Source organism: Rhizobium sp. Leaf306, assembly GCF_001423425.1.
Taxonomy (GTDB): Bacteria; Pseudomonadota; Alphaproteobacteria; order Rhizobiales; family Rhizobiaceae; genus Neorhizobium; species Neorhizobium soli.
The window spans coordinates 1,083,064-1,094,940 of the sequence record NZ_LMNX01000001.1; the positions used below are offsets into that span (position 1 = coordinate 1,083,064).

Sequence of the window (11,877 nt, forward strand, 5' to 3'; positions counted from 1 at the left end):
TCACGACAATAAGGAGTAACTCCATGAGTGTGCGTGTATCCGGTAAACATATGGAAATCGGCGACTCGTTTCGACAGAAGATCGAGGACCACATCGGCGGTGCAGTGACCAAATACTTCGACGGGGGGTATTCGGGTCAGGTGATCGTCGAGAAGTCCGGCTCGCGTTTTTCGGCAGATTGCAAGGTGCATCTCGATACCGGGATCGTCCTGCATGCGGCCGGAGAAGCGAATGATCCACAGGCAAGTTTCGATGCTGCAGCGGAGCGGATCGAAAAACGCCTTCGTCGCTACAAGCGTCGACTGAAGGACCATCACGCCGGCAATCACGCGAACGGTTTTTCCGAAGTGGCTTACACGGTCATGGACCGTGTACCGGATGAAGAAGACGACGTGCCAGACGATTTCGCACCGACCATCGTTGCGGAAAGCACGAAGCAGTTGATGACGATGTCCGTTGCGACCGCCGTGATGGCGCTCGACATGACGGACGAACCGGTCCTGTTGTTCCGCAGCCCTGGAAAGGAGCTGAACATCGTGTACCGGCGCAATGACGGAAATATCGGTTGGATCGATTCCACCGGTATGAAGAACTAAAAACTCTCGGGAGAGCGCCTTTGGCGCTCTCTTCGCCCTTCGCGGCAAAAGGATGATAAGAATGGCTTTGGCGGATTTGCTGCAGCAAGATGCGATTGTTCCTGCCCTTAAAGTGACCTCCAAGAAGCAGCTTCTTCAGGAACTTGCTGTGAAAGCGGCCAAGCTGACGGGTGTTCCCGAGCGGGAGATCTTCGACGTCATCCTGCAACGGGAGCGGCTGGGGTCGACGGGCGTTGGCCACGGCATTGCCATCCCACATGGCAAGCTCAGCAGCATATCGTCCATCAAGGGCGTGTTCGCCCGCCTGGAATCGCCGATCGACTTCGAAGCGCTTGATGACGAGCCGGTCGATCTTGTGTTCCTGCTGCTCGCCCCAGAGGGCGCCGGTGCCGACCACCTGAAGGCGCTTTCGCGTATTGCCCGCGTATTGCGCGATCAGGATCTCGTCGCCAAGCTTCGCAAGACCGATTCCGCGTCGGCAATCTACGCCTTTCTGAATGCAGAACAGGCAAACCACGCCGCCTGAGGCGGCTCTATACTCCTTTTCTATAGAGTAAAGCCGCCCGTTCGCCCTCGAATGGAGCGGCTAATCTTGTTTTCGAGCCCTCTTTAGAATTGCCTTTTGTCAAATACGCCACATGTCTTTCCCGTTGAAGGAGATAGACATGAATGACGACATACGTGCCAGGATCGCTGCGAATGACAGACTGCTCAAGGCGGTCATCATCCTGCTGGCGATCAAGGATCCCCATCTTCTCGATGAGCTCGATGCAATCTTCAAAATTGCCGATGGTCAGGAGGGACTGATCGGCGATGCGGACAAGAAGACCCGAGCCCATCTCAATTCGGAACTGGCCCTGATCCGTTCCCTGGCGCATGTTTCGCTGGATACGACGCACTGATCCTTACCCGCGGTCGCCAAACGCAAATGGGCGCCCGAGGCGCCCATTTTTCTTGGAAAGGCTCTAAGGAGCTCAGTCTTTCTTGTCTTCAGCCGCCGCTGCTTCAACCTTCGGGCCGCCCTTGGCGACGCCGACCATGGCCGGGCGCAAGACGCGTTCGCCAATGATGAAGCCGGCCTGGACGACCTGCATGACAGTGTTGTTGGGTACGTCCGCATTCGGGATCTCGAACATGGCCTGATGGAAGTTCGGATCGAACTTCTCGCCTTCGGCATCGATCTTCTTGACGCCATGCCGCTCGAGTGTCGACAGCATGCCACGCTCGGTCATTTCGACGCCTTCAAGCAGGCTCGTCAGCGTCGCATCGGCTCCGGCACGCTTGTCTGCCGGGACAGTGTCGAGCGCGCGGCGCAGATTGTCCGAGACGGCCAGCATGTCGCGGGCAAAGCCCGAGACGGCGTAGGACTTGGCATCCTTCACTTCACGCTCGGTGCGTCGGCGAAGGTTGTCCATTTCTGCAGCAAGCCGCATGAAACGGTCTCGCAAATCGGAATTTTCAGCCTTGAGCACATCGATCGGATCGGGCTCCTGCGCGAAGAAGGCTTCCCCTGCGCTCTGATCGGCGGCGTCTTCGAGAGCGGACGCCACGGCTTCCGCCGTGTTTTCGACAGCAGCTGCGTCAGGTCCGTTCTTCTTGGTTTCGTCGGTCATGACGGTCTCCGGTGCGTATTGGAATCTGGAAGGGTGGTTGCGCCCGATATCGAGGTTCGGGGCGAAAAAATCAAGGCCTTGGGAACATCCTAGCGGGATAGCCTTGCAAGCAGCTGCGCCGTGTAATCCACCATGGGCACGATGCGCGAGTAATTCAGCCGGGTTGGGCCGATCACGCCGACCGCGCCGACGATGCGTTCCTCGCCGTCACGATAGGGCGCAACGATGAGCGAGGAGCCGGACAGGGAGAACAGTTTGTTTTCCGAACCGATAAAGATCCGCACGCCCGGTCCCTTTTCGGCAAGGTCGAGGATCTCGATCAGGCTGTCCTTCTTTTCGAGATCGTCAAACAGCAGACGCAGCCGATCGAGATCGCTGACGTCAGCCAGACCTTCGAGAAGGTTTGCCCGGCCGCGCACGATGAGCTGGCCCGGCTTTCCATCTTCCTGATCACCCGACCAGAAGGCGAGGCCTCGCTCCACCAGATCATGCGACAGCGTGTGAAGCTCGCTTGCGACCTGTTCCTTCAGCATTTTCATCTGGCCGCGAAATTCCGGCAGCGTCTGGCCGGCGAGATGCGCGTTGAGGAAATTTGCGGCCTCGCCGAGCTGCGACGAGGTCACGCCTGCGGGCAGGTCGATAATCCGGTTCTCCACCTGATTATGATCGCCAACAAGGACGGCGAGCGCCTTGGTGGGCTCCAGGCGGATGAACTCGACATGTTTGAGGACCGGATCGTTCTTGGCGGTGATGACGATGCCGGCGCCGCGCGAGACGCCAGACAGCATAAGGCTCGCATCGGCCATCAGGTTTTCGAGCGTCTGATCGCGATCGGGCGGACGGATCTGCCGGTCGATGCTGGCGCGGTCTTCTTCCGAGAGATTGCCGACCTGCATGAACGCATCGACAAAGAACCGCAGGCCCGTCTGCGTTGGCATGCGGCCTGCACTGATATGCGGCGAGTAGATCAGGCCGAGCTCTTCGAGATCGCTCATGACGTTGCGCACGGAAGCCGGTGACAGCGACATGGGCAGAAGTCGCGACAGATTGCGCGAACCGACCGGCTCGCCGGATTCCAGATAGCTTTCCACGATGCGGCGAAAGATTTCCCGCGAACGATCATCAAGCACGGAGCCGTTGTCGCGACCCGTCAGTCCCGGAAATACCATTGGCCCCTTTACCATGCTGCTGATCTCATCTCCCAGATATAGTCGCTCACTTGCGCATCCGCAAAAGGGAAATTCTTTGCAAATGACGGCTCCGAGCCTTAGAAGGCGGAAACAATAATTTAGGGAGTGACGGATGCGGCCTTCAGGCAGACAGACAAATCAGATGCGCAAGATTTCGTTCGAGCGCAATTTCTCCAAGCATGCCGAGGGCTCCTGTCTCGTCAAGTTCGGCGATACCCATGTTCTGTGCACCGCAAGCCTTGAAGAAAAGACGCCGCCGTGGCTGCGCAATTCCGGCAAGGGCTGGGTCACCGCCGAATATGGAATGCTGCCGCGCGCCACCGGCGACCGGATGAAGCGCGAGGCTGCGACCGGCAAGCAGGGTGGCCGCACCCAGGAAATCCAGCGCCTAATCGGTCGTTCGCTGCGCGCCGTGGTGGACCTGACCGCGCTTGGCGAAAAGCAGATCACCATCGACTGCGACGTGATCCAGGCCGATGGCGGCACCCGTACGGCGGCCATCACCGGCGGCTGGCTGGCGCTTTATGATTGCCTGAAGTGGATGGATACCCGCTCGATGATCAAGCTCGACAAGGTTCTGAAAGACCATGTCGCGGCGATCTCGTGCGGCATCTTCGCAAGCCAACCGGTCATCGATCTCGACTACCTCGAGGATTCGGCCGCCGAGACAGACGCGAATTTCGTCATGACGGGTAGCGGCGGCATCGTCGAGATCCAGGGCACGGCCGAGGGCGCACCGTTCAGCCAGGAAGAATTCCTCAACCTTCTGTCGCTGGCACAGGACGGCACCCGGGAACTGGTAGCGCTTCAGAAGCAGGCGATCGGCGGCTGATTTCAGCGCTGGCTGATCCATGAATTGCGAGGGGCAGTCTTTCTTTCAGATAGACTGCCCCTCGATCGAACCTCCTCCCCCGCCTTCATGGCGGGGCAGCATCAGACAAGGGAGCCACTGTTTTGATCGACAGCATTCTCGAAACAGCGCTCTATGTCGATGATCTCGATGCGGCGGAAGCCTTTTACGGTGAACGGCTCGGGCTTGAACGGGTGTTGCGGGCCGGCGATCGCCACGTGTTTTACCGATGCGGACCAGGCATCCTGTTGATCTTCAATCGCGCCGAGACGCTGAAGCCGCCGCCTGATGATGCGCTGCCGGTTCCGCCGCATGGCACGCCAGGACCCGGGCATGTGTGCTTTCGTATGGACGGCCCGGCGATTGACAGAATGGTCGAAAAGCTCAACAAGGCGGGCATCGTGATTGAAAGCGATTTTCGCTGGCCAACCGGCGCCCGATCCCTCTATTTCCGCGACCCGGCCGGCAACAGTCTGGAATGCGCAGAGCCGAGGCTCTGGAATCTATAGGAACCTTCATGCGCAAGCTTGAGACGAAAACGATCGTCGTTGCCAGCCACAATGCCGGCAAGATCCGCGAGATTGCCGAATTGATCGGTCCGTTCGGCTTTTCGGCAAAGTCCGCGGCCGAACTGAAGTTCGAGGAACCGGACGAGACCGGCACGACGTTTGAGGAAAATGCGGCGATCAAGGCGCTTGCGTCTGCCAAGGCCTCGGGCCTGCCTGCCCTTTCCGACGATAGCGGCATCGTCATCGAGGCGCTGGATGGTGCTCCCGGTGTCTATACCGCCAACTGGGCCGAGCGCGAGGATGGCACACGCGATTTCGCGATGGCGATGCAGAAGGTGGAAGATGCGCTGCAGAAAAAAGGTGCGACCACGCCCGACAAGCGCAGCTGCCGTTTTGTGAGCGTTCTCTGCCTTGCCTGGCCGGACGGCCACACCGAACTCTTCCGCGGCGATGTCGAAGGCGTTGTCGCCTGGCCGCCGCGTGGTGCTGCCGGGTTCGGTTACGACCCGATCTTCCAGCCGGAAGGCCACAAGACCACGTTTGGCGAAATGACCAGCGAGGAAAAGCACGGCTGGAAGCCTGGCGATGAGCACGCGCTTTCGCACCGGGCCCGCGCGTTCAAGCTGTTCGTCGAAACCTGCCTGGAGGCCTGATCCCCATTGAACGCCGTCGCTCCCCTTTTTCCCGGCATGCTGCTACCCGACACGGGTGAGCCGGGCTTCGGCGTTTACGTGCACTGGCCGTTTTGCGCGGCCAAATGCCCCTATTGCGATTTCAACAGCCATGTCCGCCACCAGCCCGTGGATCAGCTCCGCTACACCGCCGCGTTTCTGAAAGAGATGGAAACGATGCGCAAGATGAGCGGACCGAAGACGGTCACGAGCATCTTTCTGGGCGGCGGTACGCCTTCGCTGATGGATCCTTCAACCGTCGGGGCGATCCTCAACGGGATCGCGCAGCACTGGCATGTGCCTGACGGGATCGAGATCACGATGGAAGCCAACCCTTCCAGCGTCGAGGCGGAACGCTTTCGCGGCTACAGGGCTGCCGGCATCAACCGGGTCTCGATGGGCGTGCAGGCTCTCAACGATACGGATCTCAAATTCCTCGGCCGCCTGCATGACGTGGCAGACGCGCTGAAGGCGATCAAGCTGGCGCGCGAGATCTTTCCGCGCATGTCGTTCGACCTGATCTACGCCCGTCCCAAGCAGACCGTGGAGGCCTGGGAAGCGGAGCTGAAGCAGGCCATTTCCTATGCCGTCGATCACCTTTCCCTCTATCAGCTGACGATCGAGGAAGGCACGCCGTTCTACGGCCTGCACAAGGCCGGCAAACTGATCGTTCCAGATGATGAGCAGTCGGCGCTGCTCTACGAGGCGACGCAGGAGATCACGGCCGCGCATGGCATGCCGGCCTACGAGGTTTCCAACCACGCCAAGCCGGGTGCTGAAAGCCGGCACAACCTGACCTACTGGCGCTATGGCGACTATGCCGGCATCGGCCCCGGTGCGCATGGTCGCCTGACGCGGGGACGCGACAAGATCGCCACCGCCACCGAGCGACGTCCGGAGACGTGGCTGGACCAAGTCGAGACACAAGGCCACGGCATGGTCGACCAGGAACTGCTAGGCTTCGACGAGCAGGCGGACGAGTTGCTTCTGATGGGACTGCGCCTGACCGAAGGCGTCGACCTGGCGCGCTGGCAGGAGCTTTCCGGCCGCGATCCGGACCCGGTCCGCGAAGAGCGGCTTCTGGAACACGGCTTTATCGAGCGGCTGGGAAATTCCAGGCTGCGCTGCACGCCGTCCGGCATGCTGATCCTCGATGCTGTCGTTGCCGACCTCGCCTGCTGACTAGGCCTTCACCGCCGTCACATGCAGCCATTCGGTCGGCCGGTCATCATAGCCGCTGCCGTCGTTCGTGCTTATCTCGAGCGATGACCACGTGACGGTCCTGTAGGCCTGTTCGAGCCAGGGCCGCGACGGGTTGTTGTAATAGCGACCTATCGCATCCGTCATCTCTTCCTCGCCGGTCTTATAGCTTGCGTAGAAAATGCCGCCAGGGCGCAGCGCCCGGTGGATGCGGGCAAGGATATCGGCGAGATCATTTCTCGGCGTGTGCAAAAGGCAGGCATTGGCCCAGACGCCACTATAGGCAGCAACGCTGTCGATATCCCCGAAGCGCAGTAGCGCGACTCTACGCCCCAGACGGCGCGAGGCTTGCTCTGCCATTTCCGCAACGCCATCCGTCGGGGTGACGTCAAAGCCGCGTTCAATCATGAAACCGCTGTCGCGGCCATTGCCGCAGCCAAGTTCCAGAACGCGGGCACCCGGAGAGAGGCGGGAGAGAAATGCTTCCAGCCGGATCTCGTTCGCCTTTTCCCGATAACCGGCATAGGCCTTCGCATTGTCGGCGTAGAAGCGGAGGGTCTGATCGTGCTCCGCCATGGCTTTTACTTTTGTGACAGGAGAAGCTTGGTGCCGAAGCCGACGAAGACGGTGGCAACGCCGAGGTCGATCTTCTGCTTGGCCTTGAGATAGGCGCTCGCTACCCGCGGATGGGTGATCAGGCCGACCAGAAACGTATAGTAACAGGCCGAAACCGCGACCATGACAGCGATTGCCGCTAGCCCGTAGAGAAACGGCGTGCCCGCCGGCATGGTAGCGGCAAACAGCGAGGCAACGAAGAGAGCCGATTTCGGGTTGGCGAGGTTGGTCGCAAGCCCCAGTCGGTAAGCCTTCCTCAGCGGTATCTCGCGTTCTGTGGGGGCAAATTCGGGTGTTGTCCGGGCCTTCCGGACGTCCATGAAGACGCGCAGGCCGAGCCATACGAGATAAAGACCGCCGACGATCTTCAGCGCGACATAGGCGAAAGGGGCTGCCTGAAACAGGGCATTGATCCCGAGCCAGCCCGCAAAGCCCCACAGGCATGTTCCGGTAATCGTTCCCATGGCTGCCGTAAGGGCAACCCTGCGCGGTGCTGTGAGGCAATAGCGGATCACCAGCAGCGTATTTGGCCCGGGGGTAATGCAGGCGACAGCCCAGATGGTCGCCACGGATAAAAGAAACACGACACGCTCCTCGCACACCAGAAAAATTGGTGTGCGCCAGAAGCCAAATCCCGTCAACGCCCGGACAAACAAAAACCGGCTCTCATCCGATGGATAAGAGCCGGCTTCGGTCGGTCAGTCGATGATCACAGATTGTTTTCGTTGATCAAGCGCTTCAGAAGCTCGACCTCGTGGCTGAGCTTGCTGTCGCCCGAGATCAGGTCCTCGATCTTGCGAACCGCATGCAGCACGGTCGTATGGTCGCGGCCACCAAACCGACGGCCGATTTCCGGGAAGGAGCGCGGCGTCATGGTTTTCGAGAGGTACATGGCGACCTGGCGCGGCTTGACGATGACGCGGGTGCGGCGGTTGGAGACCAGTTCCTGCCGCGAGACGTTGTAATGGCGTGCCACGACGCGCTGGATATCCTCGATCCGGACGCGCCTTGCTTCCCCGGCGCCGACCAGATGGGCGAGAAGCTCGTCGACGCGCTCGATCGAGAGGTTCGGCTCAAACGAGCGACGGAACAGCAGCTGGTTGAACGCGCCTTCCAGTTCGCGACCGGTGCTGACGACGCTGCGGGCGACGTGATCGAGAATTTCGTGCGGGATATCGAGCGATGGATCATCCTGCTGGGCAGCCGCGAGACGACCTTTGAGCATTTCCATGCGCATATCGTAATCCGGCGTCTCGACCTCAATGGCCACGCCGCCCTGCAGACGCGAGCGAACCCGCGGATCGAGCGATTCCAGTTCCCAAGGCGCGCGGTCGGCAGCAACCACGACCTGCTTGGCGCTGTCGAGCAGCATGTTGAGCAGATGGCAGAATTCGTTCTGGATCATCTTGCCCTGCAGGAACTGCATGTCGTCGATGATCAACAGATCGATATGGCGCAGGCTGTCCTTGAGCGTCAGGGCATCATTGTCGCGGATCGCGGTTGCGAAACGCCACATGAAATATTCGGCGGTGAGATAGACCACGCGCGGCATGCGGGGGCTGCCGACGGCGGCGTTGGCGATGGCCTGAAGAAGGTGGGTCTTGCCGAGACCGACACCGGAATGAATAAACAGCGGGTTGAAGCGCACGGCACCGGCACCGGCTTCCGCAATCGTCTTGGCAGCGGCAAGCGCCACGCGGTTCGAGGCGCCTTCAACGAACGTGTCGAACGTATAACGGCTGTCGAGTGGCGAACCGAACAACGGGCCGGGCTGCGAGGACTGGCGAACCGGGGTGGACGCGGCAGTCGGGAACGTGGCGATCTTGCCGATCTCACGCGGTGCAGATGGGCGTTGCGACGCGACAGGTGCCGGAGCATCCGAGCCAATGACGCCGTCCTGGACATCCGATACCGGCTTTGCAGCGCGGGTTGCCGTGCGGACCAAGATCTCCACCTTGAGGATCTCGGCATCTTCCGCCTGGAAGATCGACGTGATCAGATCAAGATAACGGTTGTTGATCCAAGACTTCAGAAACGTCGTGGGCACCGTGAGCCTGACGACACTCTTCGAGACGGTGTGAAGCTTAAGTCTTGCAAACCAGCTTGCGTAAACATCCTGGCCGACCTGTGCTTTAAGACGCACACTGAATCGCTCGAAAAGAGCATCATGCTTCATAACTGGTGTTTCCCCTGCCGCCTGTGCGCAAACGGAATCAAACGCCTGTCGTGCATTGCCCCCGTTGCCGGTTGCACGAGCCGATACGTTATTCATTTGCATTATTCGCCGCCTTTTCCATAGGAGCCCGGCGGTTCTGTTTCCCGCCAGGACACATTCTTTTTAACTACGTCCGACAGCCCGTCTCCGTGCGGAAACGATGACTGCCCTTCCCCATCGATCAAAGTTCCAGGCCAACCGCCCGGACCATCAAAGATCGATCCGGATCACCTCGTCTGATCCAGACCTGCGGGAGCCAACCCGCAACTCAGCGCACGCTCCATCCTCGTTATGAAGAGCCGCTGACTTCCCACTGCCTTCTTCCGACTCCCCAGTCGGCCCCGTCACGCATAAGTTCAGCTGTTGCCGGAAAAGCCAATTTCCGGCTTGCAACCATCGGTTAAATAAGGAAACGAGAAAAACATCTCGCCGCAAGCTGCTTAAAGTCCCCGGGCCGCTCGGTGTCGAGCGGTTGTCGGCAGGCTCTAGGAGTGATCTCCATGCCTCTCGCTAAAAGCCATTTAGGCAGGATCAAATGGCAAGATCAATGATGAATTTTACGCAAAATCCGAGCGCGACCGTTGACTCTCCGGGTGCGATTTGAATGGCCGGAGGGTTGCGGAGAAGAATCCCAGTTGAATCAATGGGATTCAAAATCCATCTATTTCTGATGGTACGATTCAGAGAAAAAATAAAAAAAACCTTGACTCAGAAAGCAGGCGGCGGGTTGGCGGAATTGCCGCCAGACTTGGGCAGACCTCTCATAAGCCTTTGTAATTCATCGGGAAAATCTGTCACGCACCTGACACGTAACCGTTACTGAGCCGGTTAACGAAGTACAAAGGACCGAGAATCACAAAAAGCCCGGTCGACCGACCAGGCTTTTGATGCATGCACGCTAAAGGTGATATTAGGCGGAGAGTGCCTTGACGCGAGCTGCCAGGCGCGAGACCTTGCGGGACGCCGTGTTGCTGTGAAGGACGCCCTTTGTTGCAGCGCGTGCGATTTCCGGCTGAGCTGCCTTCAGAGCAGCAGCAGCGACGGATACGTCACCCGTTGCGATCGCTTCTTCAACCTTGCGGATAAAGCCACGAACGCGCGAGCGGCGGGACTTGTTGACTGCGGTACGGCTAGCGATCTTGCGGGTCGCTTTTTTCGCCGAAGTTGTATTGGCCATATCATGCCTCTCTACGAATTCGAACCAAAACTCCGCCGTTGCCGCGTAGGTCCTGCGACCATCAATCCAGCAATTCGGGAGCAATAGAGGAAGCCGTCGATCAGGCTTTCCCAACTGTGGGCGGGCATATAACCGGTATAGCGCGCCTCGTCAACGCGGATTCGCATGAAGGGTGCCGCTGAATTTGCCGTTTGGCGAAGTCCCGCGTCCTTTTCGCGACCATAACCCCTCCCACTCTCCTGATAGGGACGCGCCTTCAAACATCGCCTGCAACGGCTGATCACTTCTGGCAGCGCGGGCAGTAGAAGGTGGAGCGGCCGGCTTGGGTGATACGAGCAACGGTGCCGCCGCAGCCCGGCGTGCGGCAGGGCTTATCCTCCTGGTCATAGACAGAGAAGGAATGCTGGAAATAGCCAAGCGAGCCGTCCGTCTGGATATGGTCGCGCAGAGACGAGCCGCCGGCTGCAATCGCATCGGCAATGACAGCGCGGATCGCTTCCGTCAGCAGCACCAGCTCCTTCTTCGGCCGGCCCTTGGGCGTGACGATGCTGCCCGCTGCCCTCTTCGGCGACAGGTGCGCGCGCCACAGCGCTTCGCAGACATAGATATTGCCGAGACCGGCGATCACGGTCTGATCGAGCAGCGTGCTCTTCAATGGCTGCGCCTTGCCGGAAAACCGCTTGCCGAGATACTCCGCATCGAGCGCGTTGCCGGTCGGCTCCGGACCGAGTTGCGCAAATGCCGGGTAGAGATCGAGCTCGCTGCGCTTTGCCAGATGCAGGAAGCCGAAACGGCGCGGATCATTATAGATGACCTTCAATGTCTCGTTGCCACGCTCCAGATGAAAGACGACGTGGTCATGCTTCTCGTCCTTGGAGCGCGGATGATGAAATGTGCCAAGCGCCTCTTCCTCGACCCTGAACGAGCCGGACATGCCGAGATGGGCAATGATGGTGAGATCGTCTTCGAGGTCGATCAGCAGGTATTTGGCGCGTCTTCCCAGCGCGATGATCTGCCGGCCTTCGACTGCGGCGACAAGATTTTCCGGGAACGGAAAGCGCAGATCGGTGCGGTTCAGCTGCAGCCTTGCAAGCTTTGCTCCCTCCATGGCCGGAGAAAGGCCGCGACGAACGGTTTCGACCTCTGGCAATTCGGGCATGGTCTACCTAACTTCCTGTTTCAACGATGCCGCCGGTGCTCTATAGACCGGGCGGTAATCCACCACATAGCGTCCGGAAACC

14 protein-coding genes are annotated in these 11,877 nt (G+C 59.6%); 7 read left to right on the forward strand and 7 right to left on the reverse strand.

Annotated elements, in window-relative coordinates; genetic code table 11:
- Nucleotides 1-23: 23 nt before the first annotated feature.
- The 3 genes from raiA (at nucleotide 24) to ASG19_RS05050 (ending at nucleotide 1,498) form a co-directional block, all read left to right on the forward strand.
- Complete coding sequence (gene raiA / locus ASG19_RS05040; protein ID WP_062454028.1) at nucleotides 24-596, forward strand: ribosome-associated translation inhibitor RaiA; 573 nt, start codon at nucleotides 24-26, stop codon at nucleotides 594-596.
- 61 nt (nucleotides 597-657) lie between these two features.
- Nucleotides 658-1,122, forward strand: a complete 465-nt coding sequence (gene ptsN / locus ASG19_RS05045) for a PTS IIA-like nitrogen regulatory protein PtsN (protein ID WP_062454029.1) — start codon at nucleotides 658-660, stop codon at nucleotides 1,120-1,122.
- Nucleotides 1,123-1,261: 139 nt separating this feature from the next.
- Complete coding sequence (locus ASG19_RS05050) at nucleotides 1,262-1,498, forward strand: hypothetical protein (protein WP_062454030.1); 237 nt, start codon at nucleotides 1,262-1,264, stop codon at nucleotides 1,496-1,498.
- A 72-nt stretch (nucleotides 1,499-1,570) separates the two neighbouring features.
- Here the strand turns inward: ASG19_RS05050 and grpE are convergent, their stop codons facing one another.
- Entirely contained in the window at nucleotides 1,571-2,209 is a 639-nt protein-coding gene (gene grpE / locus ASG19_RS05055; RefSeq protein WP_062454031.1) for a nucleotide exchange factor GrpE, read from the reverse strand.
- Nucleotides 2,210-2,298: 89 nt separating this feature from the next.
- Nucleotides 2,299-3,378 carry a heat-inducible transcriptional repressor HrcA gene (hrcA, locus tag ASG19_RS05060; protein ID WP_062454032.1) on the reverse strand — a complete coding sequence of 360 codons (1,080 nt, stop codon included), beginning with the start codon at nucleotides 3,376-3,378 and terminating at the stop codon, nucleotides 2,299-2,301.
- 133 nt (nucleotides 3,379-3,511) lie between these two features.
- Between hrcA and rph the strand changes: the two genes are divergently transcribed.
- The 4 genes from rph (at nucleotide 3,512) to hemW (ending at nucleotide 6,611) form a co-directional block, all read left to right on the forward strand.
- Nucleotides 3,512-4,231, forward strand: a complete 720-nt coding sequence (gene rph / locus ASG19_RS05065) for a ribonuclease PH (protein WP_062454033.1) — start codon at nucleotides 3,512-3,514, stop codon at nucleotides 4,229-4,231.
- Nucleotides 4,232-4,353: 122 nt separating this feature from the next.
- Nucleotides 4,354-4,758 carry a VOC family protein gene (locus tag ASG19_RS05070; protein ID WP_062454034.1) on the forward strand — a complete coding sequence of 135 codons (405 nt, stop codon included), beginning with the start codon at nucleotides 4,354-4,356 and terminating at the stop codon, nucleotides 4,756-4,758.
- Nucleotides 4,759-4,766: 8 nt separating this feature from the next.
- Nucleotides 4,767-5,411, forward strand: coding sequence for an RdgB/HAM1 family non-canonical purine NTP pyrophosphatase (rdgB, locus tag ASG19_RS05075; RefSeq protein ID WP_062454035.1), 645 nt, complete (start codon nucleotides 4,767-4,769; stop codon nucleotides 5,409-5,411).
- Between the two features lie 36 nt (nucleotides 5,412-5,447).
- Nucleotides 5,448-6,611 (forward strand): radical SAM family heme chaperone HemW, encoded by a 1,164-nt coding sequence (gene hemW / locus ASG19_RS05080; protein ID WP_062454924.1) that lies wholly within the window; start codon nucleotides 5,448-5,450, stop codon nucleotides 6,609-6,611.
- On the opposite strand, the gene ASG19_RS05085 is transcribed toward hemW, so the two are convergent.
- The 5 genes from ASG19_RS05085 to mutM all read right to left on the reverse strand — a co-directional run bounded on the left by ASG19_RS05085 (nucleotide 6,612) and on the right by mutM (nucleotide 11,795).
- Entirely contained in the window at nucleotides 6,612-7,205 is a 594-nt protein-coding gene (locus tag ASG19_RS05085; protein ID WP_062454036.1) for a class I SAM-dependent methyltransferase, read from the reverse strand.
- A gap of 5 nt (nucleotides 7,206-7,210) precedes the next feature.
- Complete coding sequence (locus ASG19_RS05090; protein WP_062454926.1) at nucleotides 7,211-7,828, reverse strand: LysE family transporter; 618 nt, start codon at nucleotides 7,826-7,828, stop codon at nucleotides 7,211-7,213.
- Nucleotides 7,829-7,953: 125 nt separating this feature from the next.
- Nucleotides 7,954-9,522: a chromosomal replication initiator protein DnaA gene (gene dnaA / locus ASG19_RS05095; protein ID WP_062454037.1), complete on the reverse strand. Its 1,569-nt coding sequence runs from the start codon at nucleotides 9,520-9,522 to the stop codon at nucleotides 7,954-7,956.
- An 847-nt stretch (nucleotides 9,523-10,369) separates the two neighbouring features.
- On the reverse strand, nucleotides 10,370-10,636 hold the full coding sequence (gene rpsT, locus ASG19_RS05100) for a 30S ribosomal protein S20 (protein WP_062454038.1): 267 nt from the start codon (nucleotides 10,634-10,636) through the stop codon (nucleotides 10,370-10,372).
- Between the two features lie 280 nt (nucleotides 10,637-10,916).
- Nucleotides 10,917-11,795, reverse strand: a complete 879-nt coding sequence (gene mutM, locus ASG19_RS05105) for a bifunctional DNA-formamidopyrimidine glycosylase/DNA-(apurinic or apyrimidinic site) lyase (RefSeq protein WP_062454039.1) — start codon at nucleotides 11,793-11,795, stop codon at nucleotides 10,917-10,919.
- Between the last annotated feature and the right edge of the window lie 82 nt (nucleotides 11,796-11,877).